Raw genomic sequence first — 16,152 nt, 5'->3', positions numbered from 1 at the left:
CCCGGGCCAACACCTTCATGACGCGATCAGAACGTCAGCTTCCAGCTGTTGAGCTTTCCGCTGTCGTACCGGTAGACATCCTGGATCTTGAGCTTCCAGGTGCCGTTGGCCGTCTCGGTGGACGCGTTGACCGTGTACTGGGCCACCACGTTGTCTGCCGAGTCGGACGAACTGGAGTTCTTCAAGCGGTATGTTTTCCCACTCGGACCGACCAGGTCAATGACCAGATCGCCGCGGTATGTGTGGGTGATGTTCACATCCACCTTGAGGGTGGAGGGCGCCTTGCCCGTCACCCCCGTGACCGAGATGGGCGAGCTGACCGCCGCGCCGCCGTCCGGGATGGCGAGCGGGGTGGTGGACTCGAACACCGTGCCCGAGCCCGGGTCGCCGCCGCCGCCGGGCCGGGAACCGACGTTGATGCCCGCCCAGGCGTCCGCGACGGACTTGTACTCGGCGCTGCTCGCCCCGTACAGCTCACTGGCGACCGCCAGCGTTCCGGTGCGGGCCGCCGCGTAGTTCGTCGTCGAGGTGAACTTCTCGGTGAGCGCCTTGTACCAGATCAGCTGGGCCTTGTCCCGGCCGATGCCGGTGACGGGCAGTCCGTCCGAGGTGGGCGAGTCGTAGTCGACCCCGTTGATGGTCTTCTTGCCGCTGCCCTCGCTGAGCAGGTAGAAGAAGTGGTTGGCCGGGCCCGAGGAGTAGTGGACGTCCTTGTTGCCGACGCCGGAGGACCAGTAGTCGGCGGAGCCGCCGTCCTTGCTGGGCTTGTCCATGTACCGCAGCGGCGTGCCGTCGCCGTTGATGTTGATCTTCTCGCCGATGAGGTAGTCGCCCTTGTCGGTGGCGTTGTTGGCGTAGAACTCGACCGACGTGCCGAAGATGTCGGAGGTCGCCTCGTTGAGGCCGCCGGACTCGCCGCTGTAGTCGAGGCCTGCGGTCGCGGCGGTGACCCCGTGCGACATCTCGTGGCCGGCCACGTCGAGCGCGGTGAGCGGGTCGGCGTTGCCGGAGCCGTCCCCGTAGGTCATGCAGAAGCAGCTGTCGTCCCAGAAGGCGTTGACGTAGCTGTTGCCGTAGTGGACCCGGGAGTACGCGGCCACGCCGTCGCCCGCGATGCCGGTGCGGCCGAAGACGTTCTTGTAGAAGTCCCAGGTCTCCGCCGCGCCGTAGTGGGCGTCCGCCGCGGCGGTCTCCGAGTTGGAGGCCAGACCGTTGCCCCACACGTCGTCGCTGCCCGAGTAGAGGGTGCCCTTGCCGGAGGTGCCGTGGTTCAGGTTGTACGTCTTGTGACCGCCGCGCGCCGAGTCGTTGAGCGTGTACGTCGACCCCGACTGGGTGGTGCCGAGGGTGACCTGCCCGCTGTATTCGGTGTTGCCGACACCGGTCTCGATGGCCTGCCGCTCGTACAGCTTCTTGCCGGTGGCGGCATCGGTGATGACGTGGAGTTCGCTCGGGGTGCCGTCGTCCTGGAAGCCGCCGACGACGGTCTCGTAGGCGAGCGTCGGCTTGCCCTGTGCCAGCCAGACCACCTTGCGGGGTGCCCGGTCGGCCGCCGTCTTCTTCGACCCCTGCACCGCGGCCGCCTTGAGGGCGGACTTCTCGGCGGTGGCCGGCGTCACCGAGGCGGTGGTCCGCACATTCTTCAGCTGGGCCCGGGACGCCTTGGTGACGGTCTCGGTCTGCCCGGTCTTCGACGCGTCGACGACCAGGTCGCCGCCGAGGACGGGAAGTCCGTCGTAGGTGCGCTCGTACCGGGTGTGTGTGGTGCCGTCCTGGTCCTTGACGACGTCATGGACCTGGAGCTGCTCATGGGTGCTGAGGCCCAGTTCCTTCGCGGTGGCCGCCTTGGTGGCAGTGGCCTCGCGTATCAACTCCGCACGCTGGGCGGGCGAGAGCTTTGCGGGTATCGCTCCGGTGTGCGTCCTGCCGACCGCCGGTGCGGCGGCGTTCTCGGGTGATGCGGAGGCGGTGCCGGCCTGGACGCCGATGGCGAGCAGGGCCGCAGCGGCGATCAGGGCGCCGGTGGCGGTGGCACGACGATGCGTGGGTCTCACGCGAACTCCTTCTGCGGGTGGGGGACAGGGCGGCCTGGTGAGCCGCCCCGGCAGAGCAAGCACGTGCGAAGAACGGGGAGAGAGTGTCATCCGGGACGACCCACTGTCAGGAGCGCGTCAACAAGTTGGCCAAAATTCGTCCGTTGGCCGGAAGGTCATGTTCGCTATGTGTGAAGTTTGCTGACGAGTACGGTGATCCCGTCCAGAATGCGGTAGAGCCCGGACTCGAAGGGGGCTTCCGGACCGAACCCGAAGTCGTCGTGTTCGGTGGGCGAATGTTGCAGCGGATTCAGCAGCGGGTACTCGCCGGTAGCGACGAGCGCCGTCGGAGCCGCGGTGGCGATGGCCGGCGCCGCCGTGCTCTCCGTCGTACTGCTGCGCGGCGCCCGGGCCACGGCTGCTGAGGTCTCAGCCCACCACGCTCTCCCGCCAGGCCCGGTGCAGGCCGGCGAACTGTCCGGATCCGGAGATCAGCGTCTCGGGGGACCCGTCCTCGATGATCCGGCCGTCCGCCATGACCAGGACCCGGTCGGCGATCTCCACGGTGGAGAGCCGGTGCGCGATCACCACGGCGGTGCGTCCGCGCAGCACCGTGTCCATGGCACGCTGCACGGCCCGCTCGCCCGGGATGTCGAGTGAGCTGGTGGCCTCGTCGAGGATCAGCACGGCGGGGTCGGCGAGCAGGGCCCGGGCGAACGCCACCAACTGGCGCTGTCCGGCCGAGATCCGACCGCCCCGCTTGCGTACGTCGGTGTCGTAGCCCTCGGGCAGCGCGCTGATGAAGTCGTGCGCGCCGATCGCCTTCGCGGACTGCTCGATCTCCCCGCGGGTCGCTTCCGGGCGGCCGATGGCGATGTTCTCCGCGATCGTCCCGGAGAAGAGGAAGGCCTCCTGGGTCACCATCACCACCCCACGCCGCAGTTCGGACACCTCCAGATGGCCCAGCGGCACACCGTCGAGGCGGACCGCGCCCTCGGTCGGATCGTAGAAACGGGCCAGCAGCTTGGCGAGCGTCGACTTTCCCGCCCCGGTCGAGCCGACGACCGCCACGGTCTGGCCGGCCGGGATGGTGAGGTCGAAGCGCGGCAGCACCTCGCCCCCGGTGCGGTAGGCGAAGCGCACGCCGTCGAAGACCACTTCGCGGCCCGGGTGCTCGGACTCCAGCGGGGGCAGCGGTCGCGGGGTCTTCGGGGCGGGTACGGACGGCTGCTGCGCCAGCAGACCCGCGATCTTCTCCAGCGAAGCGGCCGCCGACTGGTAGGAGTTGAGGAACATGCCGAGCCGGTCGATCGGGTCGTACAGGCGGCGCAGGTAGAGCACGGAGGCGGCCAGTACACCGAGCGCGAGATGGCCTTCTGCCACCCGGTAGGCGCCCCACAGGACGATGCCGGCGACCGAGGTGTTGGCGACGACGCGGGAGCCGACCACATAGCGGGCCATCTCCAGCATCCCGTCGCCGTTGACCCGTTCGTGCCGGTGGTTGAGCCGCTCGAACTCCGTGTCGTTGGTGCGCTCCCGGCGGAACGCCTGGACCGGCCTGATGCCGTTCATCGTCTCGGCGAACTTCACGATGACGGCGGCGACCGCCGTGGAGCGCTGAGCGAAGACAACGGTGACGCGGCGGCGGTAACGGCGGATGAGCACGTAAAGCGGTACGAACGAGAACACCGCGACCGCGCCGAGGCCCAGGTCCAGATAGACCAGCATGGCGCAGATATAGACGACCGAGAGCACCACATTGATGAGCTCCTGCAGACCGTCGGCGAGCAGCTCGCGCAGTGACTCCACATCCGTGGTGGAGCGGGAGATGAGCCGGCCCGACGTGTAGCGCTCGTGGAAGTCCACGCTCAGTGCCTGGGCATGGCGGAAGATCCGGCCGCGGAGGTCGAGCAGGGCGCCCTGGTTGACCCGCGCCGAGACCTGCACGAAGGAGAACTGCAACACCCCGGACACCAGCGCGCAGCCGAGGTAACCGGCACCGAGCGCGATCAGCGGCCCGTTGTCGTGGTGGCGGAAGGCGGGCACCCCACGGTCGATGGCGTACGCGACGAGCAGCGGGCCGGCCTGGACCGCGGCCTGTTGGATCAGGACGAGGACCGCGGAGACGACGACCAGAGTCCGGTGCGGTGCGAGGAGCGAGCGCAGCAGGGCGCCCCTGGCTCCGGGCGGGGCGGGCAGCTTGTCCTTGTCGAACGAGTCGTCACCGGACCCGTCGGGCGGGGCTCCGGCGGGGGACCGGCCGTCGGTCCCCTCATCCCCGGGCGTGGTGCCGGGCCCGGTGCCGCCGGACTCCGACCCGGGTTCGGGGACCGGTTGCCGGCCGTCGACAGTGCTGGTCATCGGGTCTCGTCCCCTTCGGCGCCGGACATCAGCCAGGCGTACTCGGCGTTGCTGCGCAGCAGGTCGTGATGGGTGCCGACGGCCGCGATCCGTCCCTCGGACAGCAGGGCGACGCGGTCGGCGAGCAACACGGTGGAAGGCCGGTGCGCGATGACCAGTGCGGTGGTCTCCGCGAGTACCCGGCGCAGAGCCGCCTCGACCAGCGCCTCCGTGTGCACGTCGAGCGCCGACAGCGGATCGTCCAGCACCAGGAAACGGGGTCGGCCGACGACGGCACGGGCCAGCGCGAGTCGCTGACGCTGGCCGCCCGACAGACTCAGCCCCTGTTCACCGACCTGCGTCCCGGTGCCGAGCGGCAGTTCGTGTACGAAGTCCGCCTGAGCGGTGGAGAGCGCACGCAGCAGCGCCTCCTCGTCGGCTCCCGCATCACCCATCAGTACGTTCTCTCCGACGCTCGCCGAGAAGAGGGTGGGTTCCTCGAAGGCCACCGACACCAGTTCGCGCAGCTGCCGGCGCGGCATGGTGGTGATGTCCGCGCCGTCCAGGGTGATCCGGCCGCCGGTGATCTCGTGCAGCCGCGGTACCAGCGAGGTGAGCGTGGTCTTGCCGGAACCTGTGGCGCCGACGAGGGCCAGTGTCTCGCCGGAGCGGATGTGCAGATCGATCCCCGCGAGGACCGGCGGGGTGTCCGGGGCGGCATCGGGATAGCGGAATGCGACGTCCTCGAAACGCAGCCCGCTGCCCTCCGCGGGGACCGCGGCGGGGCCCGGCCCGGCCGGCTCGGACTCCTCGGCCACGTCCAGCACCTCGAAGTAGCGCTGGGTGGCGGTGGCCGCGTCCTGGCTGATGGCCAGCAGGAAGCCGATCGACTCCACCGGCCACCGCAGGGCCAGCGCCGTCGAGAGGAAGGCGACCAGGGTGCCCGCCGACAGATCACCGTCGGCGACCTGGACGGTGCCCAGCACCAGCGCCGCACCGATCGCCAGTTCCGGAATCGTGGTGATCAGGGCCCAGATGCCCGCCAGCAGACGGGCTTTGACCAGCTCGGTGGCGCGCAGTTCCTCGGACAGCTCGCGGAACGCCAGGGCCTGGCTGCGGTGGCGGCCGAAGCCCTTGATGATGCGGATGCCGAGCACGCTCTCCTCGACCACCGTGGTGAGGTCGCCGACCTGGTCCTGGGAGCGCCGGGCAACCTGGGAGTACTTCGTCTCAAAGATCTCGCACAGGATCACCAGGGGGACGACCGGGGCCAGCAACACCAGACCGAGCGACCACTGCTGGACCAGCAGAATGACGAACCCGACCACGATCGTCACCCCGTTGACCAGGAGGAACGTCAGTGGGAAGGCGAGGAACATGCGGAGCAGCATGAGGTCCGTGGTGCCGCGCGAGAGCAACTGCCCGGAGGGCCAGCGGTCGTGGAAAGCCACCGGGAGCCGCTGCAGATGCCGGTAGAGATCGGCACGCATGGACGCTTCGACCCCGGCGAGCGGCCGGGCGACCAGCCAGCGCCGCAGACCGAAGAGCAGCGCTTCCGCGATGCCGAGCCCGAAGAGCATCAGCGCGCCGAGCCGGACGCCGCCGGTGTCCCGGTCGGTGACCGGGCCGTCCACGATCCACTTCAGCACCAGCGGGATGACCAGCCCCAGACAGGATGCCAGGATCGCGACGAACGCCGCGCCGGCCAGCCGTCTTCGTACCGGGAGCACGTACGGCCGCAGCCGCAGCAGGGAACGGACTGCGGACTGGTGCTTGGTCGCTGCATGTTTCTCGGGCATCGATGGCGAGCCTACGGTTCAGCACTGACAGTGCCCACTGACTTTTGCGGCACTTCAGGCGACACTCCCGGGCGGAAGTCCCGGCGGCAGGCCTTGTGGGGGGAGGCGTGGCAGCCGCGGGTCGTAGCCGGGCATCAACCGATCGGCTGATGCCGGTTCGAGCGCGATGGCCGATGCCGCGGAGCGCCGCTTCCCGCGAGTCTGTGAGCATGGCAATCATCGAAGTGGACGGACTGCGGAAGGCCTACGGCGGCAAACCCGCCGTGGACGGGGTTTCCTTCTCCGTCGAGGTGGGGGAGATCTTCGGGATTCTCGGGCCGAACGGCGCCGGGAAGACGACAACCGTCGAGTGCATCGGCGGACTGCGGGTGCCCGACGACGGCACCGTGCGGGTGGCCGGATTCGATCCGGTCGCCGACCACACACGGGTGGCGAAGATCCTCGGCGCGCAGCTCCAGGAGAGCGAGCTCCAGCCGAAGATCACGGTGCGCGAGGCGCTCGAGCTCTACTCCTCCTTCTACCCGAGCCCCGCCGACTGGCGGCAGCTCGTCGAGCGCCTCGGCCTGGCGGACAGGACCGAGGCCCGCTTCGCCAAGCTCTCCGGCGGCCAGAAGCAACGGCTGTCCATCGCCCTGGCCCTGATCGGCAGCCCGAAGGTGGTGGTGCTCGACGAGCTGACGACCGGGCTCGACCCGCGGGCCCGCCGGGACACCTGGCAGCTGATCGAGGAGGTGCGGGAGAGCGGGGTGACGGTCCTGCTGGTCACCCACTTCATGGAGGAGGCGCAGCGCCTCTGCGACCGGATCGCGGTGATCGACAAGGGCCGGGTCGCGGCCCTCGACACCCCGGCCGGCCTGGTCCGCCGGTCGTCGAGTTCCACGGTCATCTCCTTCACTCCCTCGCAGCCGCTGGCCGCCGGCGATCTCGACGCGCTGCCCGGCGTCGTCTCCCGGCAGGAGCGGGACGGCGGGCTCGTCATCAACGGCACGGACGAGACCGTCAACGCGCTGCTCACCCTGCTGGCCAGGCATCACATCACGGCCCACCAACTCCGGGTGGCCGATGCCACGCTGGACGACGCGTTCCTCGACCTGACGGGAGCCACCGCATGACCACCCTGACCGCGCCGGCCGGCGCACAGCGGAGGGCCGGCGCATCGGCCACCGTGCTGAGGACCGAGACCGGGCTCTTCCGCCGCGAACCCGCCACCCTCTTCTGGGTGCTGGTGTTCCCCACCGCACTGCTGGGGATCCTCGGCTCCATCCCCTCCTTCCGGCACCACGATCCCTCGCTCGGCGGCGAACGGCTGGTCGACGCCTACGTCCCGGTCGCCGTGCTGCTCACCATGATCATGGCCGGGCTGCAGGCGATGCCCCCGGTGATCACCGGCTACCGCGAACGCGGCATCCTCCGCCGGATGTCCACCACCCCGGTCCGGCCGCACGCGCTGCTCGGCGCGCAGATGGGACTGCACGGCGCGGCTGCGCTGCTCTCCGCGCTGCTCTCGTTGGCCGTCGGCCGCATCGTCTTCGCGGTACCACTGCCGCGGCAGGCCTTCGGCTACGTACTCGCCTTGCTCCTGGCGATCCTGGCCGCGCTGGCTCTCGGAGCCCTGGTCTCCGCGGTGTCCCGCAACTCGAAGGTCGTCAACGCGATCGGCTCGGTGGTCTTCTTCCCGATGATGTTCTCGGCGGGAGTCTGGCTGCCGGTACAGGCCATGCCCGACTCGCTCGCCCGCATCGTGGAGCTCACCCCGTTCGGCGCGGCGGCCAGGGCCCTCGACCAGGCCGCCGCCGGTGACTGGCCGGGCTGGGCCCACCTGGGTGTGCTCGCCGCGTGGGCCGTGGTCCTGTCGGCCGGCGCCAACCGCTGGTTCCGCTGGGAGTGAGGACGGCTGTGCTCGGCTCCGGGCAGACTGGGTGCATGACACCGGAACCGCCCGGCGCCCGCTTTCCGGCGGCGGCCGGCCCCGTGCAGCAGTCCGGCCCCGTGCAGCAGTCCGGCCTCGAGAGGGCCGCCGGCGTCACGGAGGCCGCCGCCATGGGTGTCGAGCAGCGCTGGGCGGCGTTCTTCAGATGGGGGCCGTACGCACTTCTCCTGATCGCCACCCTGGTCGCCGTCTCGACCGTCCGTCTGGTCGGCATGACGGTCGGCGGGATGTACGCGACCGGTGGCCTGATCCTCGGCGCGGTCGCGCTGCAGCTCTGGTGGGGCGCGGCAGGCGCAGCCCGCCCCGGCCCTTCCGTCGCGGGCACCGTCTACTACTTCCTGCGCTGGGCGGTCGCCTTCGCCCTGACCTGGCTGAATCCGTTCTTCGCCTTCTACGCGGCCGTCGGGTACTTCGGGGCCGAGCGGCTGCTGCCCCGCCGGCTGGTACGGATCGGCCTGCTGGCGAGTGCGGTCACCATGGCGGGCTCCCAGTCGGGCGGCCTGCCGCCGCACGGGCCCATCGGCTGGGTGGTTTTCGGAGCGGTGTTCGCGGTCAACGTCGCTCTGCTGACCGTCTTCAGCCATCTCGCCGCCCAGGAGGACGAGCGGGCCCGTGTGCAGGCCGCCACCATCATCGAACTGGGGCTCACCAACGACCGGCTGCAGGCCGCCCTCGACGAGAACGCCGCCCTGCACGCCCAGCTCCTCGTGCAGGCACGGGAGGCGGGCGTCGCGGACGAGCGCCGGAGGCTGGCCGCCGAGATCCACGACACCATCGCGCAGGGGCTGACCGGCATCATCACCCAGCTCGAGGTGGTGTCGCTCGCCAACGGCCAGGAGACAGCACGGGAGCATCTGGCCCGCGCGCAGGAGCTCGCCCGGCACAGTCTGGGCGAGGCCCGCCGCTCGGTGCAGAACCTCAGTCCCGTCGCCCTGGCCGACGACTGCCTCCCCGAAGCCCTGAAGAAGCTCGTCGACGCGTGGTCGGCGGCGGCAGGCGTACCGGCGGAGCTCACGGTCACCGGCACCGTCGAACCGCTGCACGACGAGGTGGAGGCCACCCTGCTGCGTATCGCCCAGGAGGCACTCGCCAACACCGCTCGGCACGCCGGGGCGGGCCGGGCCGGCGTCACCCTCTCCTTCATGGACGACGAGATGACGCTCGACGTCCGCGATGACGGCCAGGGCTTCGACCCGCTCGCGGTGGCCCCGCGCAGCACCGCCGGCGGATTCGGTCTGGGCGGAATGCGCGCGCGGGCCGAGCGGATCGCGGGCACCGTGGTGGTCGAGTCGGAGCCGGGGTACGGCACAGCGGTGTCGGCTCGCGTACCTTTGGTGCGCCATCCCTGAAGGAGGAGTCACGGGACCTGAACGCATCACGCTGCTGATCATCGACGACCACCCCGTGGTCAGGGACGGTCTGCGGGGCATGTTCGCGGAGGCTCCCGGTTTCGAGGTGCTCGGCGAGGCCGCCGACGGTGGCCAGGGCGTCGAACTGGCCGAGCAACTCGACCCGGACGTGGTCCTGATGGACCTGCGGATGCCCGGCGGCGGCGGAGTCGCGGCCATCGCGGAGCTCGTCCGCCGGGGCGCCCGTGCCAGGGTGCTGGTCCTGACGACGTACGACACGGACTCGGACACCCTGCCGGCCATCGAGGCCGGCGCCACCGGGTATCTGCTCAAGGACGCACCGCGGGACGAGCTCTTCACCGCGGTCCGCGCGGCCGCCGCCGGCCGCACGGTGCTCTCCCCGGCGGTCGCCTCCCGACTGGTCTCCCGGGTCCGCACCCCCCGGCCGGCCGGCCACGACGCGCTGAGCACCCGGGAGCGTGAGGTCCTGCTGCTGGTCTCCAAGGGCACATCCAACCGCGACATCGCCCGAGAGCTCTTCATCAGCGAGGCGACGGTCAAGACACACCTCACCCACATCTACGGGAAGTTGGACGTCAAGGACCGCGCGGCCGCGGTCGCCGTGGCGTACGACCGCAAGATTCTCGGCTGAGTCCGTGCCGCCGACGACCTGACGTCAGCGACCGGCCTCGCGCCTGACCCTCAGCAACCGGCCTCCGCCCCTGACCTCAGCACCGGACCTTCAGCAGCAGCACCGACCGCGCCGGCACGGTGAGCGGCGCGTCGCCGGGGTGCAGGGTGCCCGGCGCCCGGCGCTGGTCCTCCAGGGAGGTGTCGACGAGGAGTTCGTAGGTGTCGGCCCAGGGCGCCCCCGGCAGCATGAAACTCGCCGGCCGCTCGCCCGCGTGCAGAATCGTCAGAAAGCTGTCGTCGGTCACCTTCTCGCCCCGGTCGTCCCGACCGGGGATGTCCCGCCCGGAGAGGTAGACGCCGAGGGTGGCCGTGGGGGTGTACCAGTCCCGCTCGGTCATCTCGCCGCCGAACGGGGTGAACCACGCCAGGTCCCGCAGACCGTCCGTGGCCTGCGCCCGGCCGGAGAAGAAGGCGCGGCGGCGCAGCACCGGGTGGGCGTGGCGCAGCGCGAGCAACCGCGCGGTGAGGTCGAGCAGCATCCGTGGCCCCGGCTCGTCGAGCAGCGACCAGTCGATCCAGCTGACCTCGTTGTCCTGGCAGTACGCGTTGTTGTTGCCGCCCTGGGTCCGCCCCATCTCGTCGCCGGCCACCAGCATCGGCACCCCGGTCGACACCAGCAGCGTGGTCAGCAGCGAGCGCAGTCGTCGCCGGCGCAGTGCGCCGATGTCCGGGTCGTCGGTCTCGCCCTCGGCGCCGGAGTTCCAGGACCGGTTGTCGTTGGTGCCGTCCCGGTTGCCCTCGCCGTTGGCCTCGTTGTGCTTGTGGTCGTACGAGACCAGGTCGCGCAGCGTGAAGCCGTCGTGAGCGGTGATGAAGTTGACGGAGGCCTGCGGGCGGCGGCCGCCCCAGGCGTAGAGGTCGCTCGATCCGGAGAGCCGGTAGCCCAGATCGCGTACGTCGGGCAGCGCTCCCCGCCAGAAGTCGCGCACCGCGTCCCGGTAGCGGTCGTTCCACTCGGTCCACAGCGGCGGAAAGGAACCGACCTGGTACCCGCCGTTGCCCACGTCCCACGGCTCGGCGATCAGCTTCACCCGCCGCAGGACCGGGTCCTGCGCGATCACCGCCAGAAAGGGCGAGAGCATGTCGACGTCGTGGAACGACCTGGCCAGCGCGGCCGCCAGATCGAAGCGGAAACCGTCGACACCCATCTCGGTGACCCAGTAGCGCAGCGAGTCGGTGATCAGCCGCAGCACCTGCGGCTGCACCACATGCAGGGTGTTGCCGCAGCCGGTGTAGTCCGCGTACCGGCGTGCGTCGTCCTGCAACCGGTAGTAGCCACGGTTGTCGACACCCCGCAGCGACAGCGTCGGACCGAGCTCGCTCGCCTCGGCCGTGTGGTTGTAGACGACGTCCAGGATCACCTCGATGCCGGCCGCGTGCAGGGCCTGCACCATCCGCTTGAACTCGCCGACCTGTTGGCCGTTGGTGCCCGAAGCGGCGTAGCCGGCATGCGGGGCGAAGTAGCCGACCGAGTTGTAGCCCCAGTAGTTCTTCAGTCCGCGCCGCAGCAGATGGTCCTCGTGCGCGAACTGGTGCACCGGCAGCAGTTCGACTGCGGTCACACCGAGCCGTACGAGATGGCCGATCGCCGCGGGGTGCGCAAGACCGGCGTACGTGCCCCGCAGCCCCTCAGGGATGCCCGGGTGCCGTTGGGTGAAGCCGCGCACATGGAGCTCGTAGATGACGGTGTCCGCCCAGGGGGTTTTGGGCCGGTGGTCGTCCTCCCAGGGATCGCCGGGCGCGTCGTCGTGCACCACCACGCCCTTGGGCACGTACGGGGCGGAATCCCGCTCGTCGCGTACGGTGTCCGCGATCTCCTGCTGCGGCCAGTCACGTACATGCCCGTACACGGCGGGTGGCAGCGAGAACTCGCCGTCCACGGCGCGTGCGTAGGGGTCGAGCAGCAGTTTCGCCGGGTTCCAGCGGGCGCCGGTCCACGGGTCCCAGCGTCCGCCGACCCGGTAGCCGTACCGCTGCCCCGGATGCACGCCGGGCAGAAAGCCGTGCCAGATCTCGTGGGTCAGCTCGGTCAGTTCACAGCGGGTCTCCTGGCCGTCCTCGTCGAAGAGACAGAGCTCGACGGATTCAGCACCGCCCGCCCACAGTGCGAAGTTGGTGCCCGCGACCCCGTCCGGCCCCACCCGGTAACGCGCCCCCAGCGGCGTCGGCGCGCCGGGCCACACGGGCCGTGGCGCCGGAACGTCCACGGTGGTCGCCTGCTGCACGGCCGCCGGTATGGCGGGCCGTACGGAATCCTGCTCGGCTTCGCTCGACACCTGTCGGCCTCCTGCGGCTCATCGGGACCGGCGTCACGAGGGCGCACGGCGTCCCGGCCGCGGCTCCCCTCGTGCACCAGGCGTGAGGTCCTTCCCTCTGTTCTGCCCGCAACAGACGTCGATCTCACGTTTCCCCGGAAGGGGGTGGTCGTTGAGCAGGTTGTGAGGAAACTGGCAAAACGGACGGGTGCGTGCATCGCGGCCATGCTGGCATGGGCGGCTCTGGCGACCGGGGCGGCCGGTTGCAGCTCCGGGACCACGGGTGACAGCGCCAAGGAGAGTTCGCCCGGACAGGTGATCCGGGTGGTTCCCGACGATGGGGAGAAGGGCGTCGCCGCGGACCGGAACGTCGAGGTCGCGGTGCGCGCGGGCAGACTGGAGCGGGTCAGCGTCGTCGGAGTCACGAAAGGGCGCAGGCAGCGGCTCCCGGGGAGCATCTCGGACGACGGCCTGCGCTGGAGATCGGCCGGTGGGCGGCTGGTCGGCGGTGCCGCCTACACGGTGGACGCCACGGCGACGGACGGCCACAGCCGGCGGGTGGCCCGGCGGACCGGCTTCACCACCCGTGCCCTCAAGCCGAGCTTCATCGGCTACTTCACGCCGGAGAACCGGTCCACGGTCGGCACCGGAATGATCGTGTCCTTCCGCTTCAACCGGCCCGTCGGGAGCCGCGAGCGCCGCGCGGCCGTGGAGCGCGCCATCAAGGTGACCGCCCGTCCGCCGGTGCCGGTCACCGGCCACTGGTTCGGCGGGAGCCGGCTCGACTTCCGCCCGCGCGCCTACTGGAAACCCGGCACGGCGGTCACCGTCGCGATGCGGCTGCGCCATCTGAAGGTGGCACCGGGCGTGTACGGAACCCAGCAGAAGACCGTCGGGTTCACCGTGGGCCGCTCCCAGACGTCCCTGGTCGACGCGGAGGCACACACCCTGGTCGTGCACCGCGACGGCGTACTGCTGACCACGCTGCCGGTCACCGCGGGCGCCCCCGACCACACCACGTACAACGGGAAGATGGTGATCTCGGAGAAGTACCCGGTGACCAGGATGAACGGCAGCACGGTCGGTTTCGGCGGCGAGTACGACATCCCGGACGTGCCGCACGCGTTGCGGCTGACCCGCTCAGGAACGTTCCTGCACGGCAACTACTGGGCGCCGCCGGACGTGTTCGGCACCACGAACACCAGCCACGGCTGCGTCGGCCTGCGCGATGCGCGGGGCGGCAGTCCGCACTCCCCGGCCGGCTGGTTCTACGACCAGGCGCTGATCGGCGATGTGGTCGAGGTGGTCAACTCCCACGACCGACAGGTCGCCCCGGACAACGGCCTCGGCGGCTGGAACCTCGACTGGGCCCGATGGCAGGCCGGTTCGGCGCTCGGCCACTGAGAAGCTTGCCCGACCCGCATGACCTGCGCAGGTGCCGCCGAGTTGGGACGGAACGGTGACATATCCGGGGGCCCGCGGACGCCTGCGGTGTGATTGTCTGGCGCAGGCGCGCGGAACCCGCGCGCGGGGGGTACGTGCTTCGGCGGGGCCGGGCCGTGCGCGAGGGGAGACCACCATCTTGAACGGGCGACCGATACCGGGGACATCGGCCGGTGGGCGGCAGCGGAAGTACCGGCAGCACGGCGGTTCCGGACTGCCGGCGCTGCTCCTGGTGGCGATGCTGCTGCTGGTCGGCGCGTGCGGCGGGAGCGGCAGCGCGGAGAGCGGCGGGGGCAAGACGAAGCCGGGCTCGGGCCGGACGGCGGAGGACACCGCGGCCTCGGAGGCGGTGGTGACGGTCGCGCCGAAGGACGGCGCGGACTCGGTCGCCACCAGCGGTGCGCTGAAGGTGACCGCGGACCAGGGCAAGCTGACCGCGGTCAGCGTCCAGGACGCCAAGGGCAACAAGGTCGACGGCCGGATCGCGCCCGGCGGACTCAGCTGGGAGCCGCTCCAGCATCTGCCCGCGGCCACCAGGTTCAAGGTGCACGCGGTCGCCAAGGACGCCAAGGGCCGTGAGTCGGCGAAGGACACGACCTTCACCACGCTGGTCCCGAAGAACACCTTCATCGGCCAGTACACGCCGGAGAACGGTTCCACCGTCGGTGTCGGCATGCCGGTCTCGATCCACTTCACCCGCGGCATCACGCATCCCGACGACGTCGAGAACGCCGTCAAGGTGACCGCCGACCCGCCGGTACCGGTCGAGGGCCACTGGTTCGGCAACGACCGGCTGGACTTCCGGCCGGAGAAGTACTGGGCGGCCGGCACCAAGGTGACCGTGAAGCTGACGCTCGACGGGGTCGAGGGCCGGCCGGGGGTGTACGGCAAGCAGACCAAAACGGTGAAGTTCACGATCGGCCGGTCGATGGTCTCCACGGTGGACGCCGACGCGCACACCATGAAGGTCGTCAAGGACGGCAAGCGGATCAGGACCATCCCGATCAGTGCCGGCGCCCCGGCGACGACCACGTACAACGGCCAGATGGTCATCAGCGAGAAGTACGCGGTGACCCGGATGAACGGTGACACCGTCGGTTTCGGGGGCGAGTACGACATCAAGGACGTGCCGCACGCGATGCGCCTGTCCAACTCCGGGACCTTCGTGCACGGCAACTACTGGGCGTCCACCGGCACCTTCGGCGCGGCCAACACCAGCCACGGCTGCATCGGCCTGCACGATGTGCGGGGCGGTTGGAGCAAGCAGACGCCGGCCGCCTGGTACTACAACCAGTCGATCATCGGCGATGTGCTGATCGTGAAGAACTCCCACGACAAGACGATTGCGCCGGACAACGGGCTCAACGGCTGGAACATGTCCTGGGCGGACTGGACCCGTTAACGGAAGTTAACCTGCTGGCATGACAGTCACTCTGGAAGTCTCCGAAGGCGTCGGCACCATCCGCCTTGACCGCCCCCCGTTGAACGCGCTGAACGTCGCCATCCAGGACCGGTTGCGGGAGCTCGCCGAAGAGGCGGCCCGCCGTGACGACGTGCGAGCCGTGGTGCTCTACGGCGGCGAGAAGGTGTTCGCGGCCGGCGCGGACATCAAGGAAATGCAGGCCATGGACCATGCGGCCATGGTCGTACGCTCCCGGGGCCTGCAGGACTCCTTCACCGCGGTGGCCCGGATCCCCAAGCCGGTCGTCGCCGCGGTGACCGGCTACGCGCTGGGCGGCGGCTGCGAACTGGCGCTCTGCGCGGACTTCCGGATCGCGGGCGAGAACGCCAAGCTCGGCCAGCCCGAGATCCTGCTGGGGCTGATCCCCGGAGCGGGTGGCACCCAGCGACTCTCCCGGCTGGTCGGTCCTTCCCGGGCCAAGGACCTGATCTTCACCGGCCGTCAGGTGAAGGCGGCCGAGGCGCTGGCTCTCGGTCTGGTCGACCGGGTCGTCCCGCCGGCCGAGGTGTACGAAGCAGCGCACGCCTGGGCCGCACGCCTCGCGCAGGGCCCGGCCATCGCGCTGCGGGCCGCCAAGGAATCCATCGACGCGGGCCTGGAGACGGACCTCGACACCGGGCTCGCGATCGAACGCACCTGGTTCGCCGGTCTGTTCGCCACCGAGGACCGTGAGACGGGCATGCGCAGCTTCGTCGAAGAGGGCCCCGGCAAGGCCAAATTCCGCTGAGTGATCACCGGTTGGGTGGATTAGCTACGCCTTAAGGCAACCTTAAGGCGTAGTCGATCACCACGGTCGGTGATCGACCGGGAACGGGCCGTCGTCGCAGCTCAACACGGTTGCAGCGGGT

General features: G+C 70.3%; 12 protein-coding genes. 7 read left to right on the top strand and 5 right to left on the bottom strand.

The features are described from left to right. Positions 1–26: 26 nt before the first annotated feature. The 4 genes from AB0M87_RS01310 to AB0M87_RS01295 all read right to left on the bottom strand — a co-directional run bounded on the left by AB0M87_RS01310 (position 27) and on the right by AB0M87_RS01295 (position 6,172). Positions 27–2,054: a M4 family metallopeptidase gene (locus AB0M87_RS01310; protein ID WP_365849146.1), complete on the bottom strand. Its 2,028-nt coding sequence runs from the start codon at positions 2,052–2,054 to the stop codon at positions 27–29. A gap of 164 nt (positions 2,055–2,218) precedes the next feature. Continuing rightward, complete coding sequence (locus AB0M87_RS01305) at positions 2,219–2,449, bottom strand: hypothetical protein (RefSeq protein WP_365849145.1); 231 nt, start codon at positions 2,447–2,449, stop codon at positions 2,219–2,221. Between the two features lie 13 nt (positions 2,450–2,462). Next, positions 2,463–4,394: an ABC transporter ATP-binding protein gene (locus AB0M87_RS01300; protein ID WP_365849144.1), complete on the bottom strand. Its 1,932-nt coding sequence runs from the start codon at positions 4,392–4,394 to the stop codon at positions 2,463–2,465. Then, the gene (locus AB0M87_RS01295; RefSeq protein ID WP_365849143.1) at positions 4,391–6,172 is read right to left on the bottom strand and encodes an ABC transporter ATP-binding protein; all 1,782 of its coding nucleotides are present in this window, start codon (positions 6,170–6,172) and stop codon (positions 4,391–4,393) included. The genes AB0M87_RS01300 and AB0M87_RS01295 overlap by 4 nt, the downstream gene beginning before the upstream one ends. Before the next feature lie 209 nt (positions 6,173–6,381). Between AB0M87_RS01295 and AB0M87_RS01290 the strand changes: the two genes are divergently transcribed. From AB0M87_RS01290 to AB0M87_RS01275, 4 genes are all read left to right on the top strand, one after another. Next, positions 6,382–7,284 (top strand): ABC transporter ATP-binding protein, encoded by a 903-nt coding sequence (locus AB0M87_RS01290; RefSeq protein WP_365849141.1) that lies wholly within the window; start codon positions 6,382–6,384, stop codon positions 7,282–7,284. After that, entirely contained in the window at positions 7,281–8,060 is a 780-nt protein-coding gene (locus tag AB0M87_RS01285; protein WP_365849140.1) for an ABC transporter permease, read from the top strand. Before AB0M87_RS01290 ends, AB0M87_RS01285 begins: the two co-directional genes overlap by 4 nt. 152 nt (positions 8,061–8,212) lie before the next feature. After that, the gene (locus AB0M87_RS01280; protein ID WP_365849854.1) at positions 8,213–9,451 is read left to right on the top strand and encodes a sensor histidine kinase; all 1,239 of its coding nucleotides are present in this window, start codon (positions 8,213–8,215) and stop codon (positions 9,449–9,451) included. Continuing rightward, positions 9,444–10,103 (top strand): response regulator transcription factor, encoded by a 660-nt coding sequence (locus AB0M87_RS01275; protein WP_365849853.1) that lies wholly within the window; start codon positions 9,444–9,446, stop codon positions 10,101–10,103. Before AB0M87_RS01280 ends, AB0M87_RS01275 begins: the two co-directional genes overlap by 8 nt. A gap of 76 nt (positions 10,104–10,179) precedes the next feature. On the opposite strand, the gene glgX is transcribed toward AB0M87_RS01275, so the two are convergent. Next, complete coding sequence (gene glgX / locus AB0M87_RS01270) at positions 10,180–12,420, bottom strand: glycogen debranching protein GlgX (protein ID WP_365849139.1); 2,241 nt, start codon at positions 12,418–12,420, stop codon at positions 10,180–10,182. 204 nt (positions 12,421–12,624) lie between these two features. Between glgX and AB0M87_RS01265 the strand changes: the two genes are divergently transcribed. From AB0M87_RS01265 to AB0M87_RS01255, 3 genes are all read left to right on the top strand, one after another. After that, a complete protein-coding gene (locus AB0M87_RS01265; protein WP_365849138.1) occupies positions 12,625–13,803 on the top strand; it encodes an Ig-like domain-containing protein in 1,179 nt (392 codons plus the stop codon). A 178-nt stretch (positions 13,804–13,981) separates the two neighbouring features. Then, a complete protein-coding gene (locus AB0M87_RS01260; RefSeq protein WP_365849137.1) occupies positions 13,982–15,244 on the top strand; it encodes an Ig-like domain-containing protein in 1,263 nt (420 codons plus the stop codon). Between the two features lie 19 nt (positions 15,245–15,263). Further along, entirely contained in the window at positions 15,264–16,031 is a 768-nt protein-coding gene (locus AB0M87_RS01255) for an enoyl-CoA hydratase-related protein (RefSeq protein WP_365849135.1), read from the top strand. Positions 16,032–16,152 lie beyond the last annotated feature (121 nt).

The sequence above is a fragment of the Streptomyces sp. NPDC051320 genome (assembly GCF_040682175.1).
Lineage (GTDB): Bacteria > Actinomycetota > Actinomycetes > Streptomycetales > Streptomycetaceae > Streptomyces.
Note: the sequence above shows the minus strand (reverse complement) of the source record. Positions and strands in the feature narration are given on the sequence as shown.

Excerpts from the sequence above, each read along its gene's own strand:
- AB0M87_RS01290 (WP_365849141.1), top strand. The coding sequence starts at position 6,382 with ATGGCAATCATCGAAGTGGACGGACTGCGGAAGGCCTACGGCGGCAAA.
- AB0M87_RS01295 (WP_365849143.1), bottom strand. The coding sequence starts at position 6,172 with ATGCCCGAGAAACATGCAGCGACCAAGCACCAGTCCGCAGTCCGTTCC.
- AB0M87_RS01265 (WP_365849138.1), top strand. The coding sequence starts at position 12,625 with ATGCTGGCATGGGCGGCTCTGGCGACCGGGGCGGCCGGTTGCAGCTCC.
- AB0M87_RS01280 (WP_365849854.1), top strand. The coding sequence starts at position 8,213 with ATGGGTGTCGAGCAGCGCTGGGCGGCGTTCTTCAGATGGGGGCCGTAC.
- AB0M87_RS01285 (WP_365849140.1), top strand. The coding sequence starts at position 7,281 with ATGACCACCCTGACCGCGCCGGCCGGCGCACAGCGGAGGGCCGGCGCA.
- AB0M87_RS01255 (WP_365849135.1), top strand. The coding sequence starts at position 15,264 with ATGACAGTCACTCTGGAAGTCTCCGAAGGCGTCGGCACCATCCGCCTT.
- AB0M87_RS01300 (WP_365849144.1), bottom strand. The coding sequence starts at position 4,394 with ATGACCAGCACTGTCGACGGCCGGCAACCGGTCCCCGAACCCGGGTCG.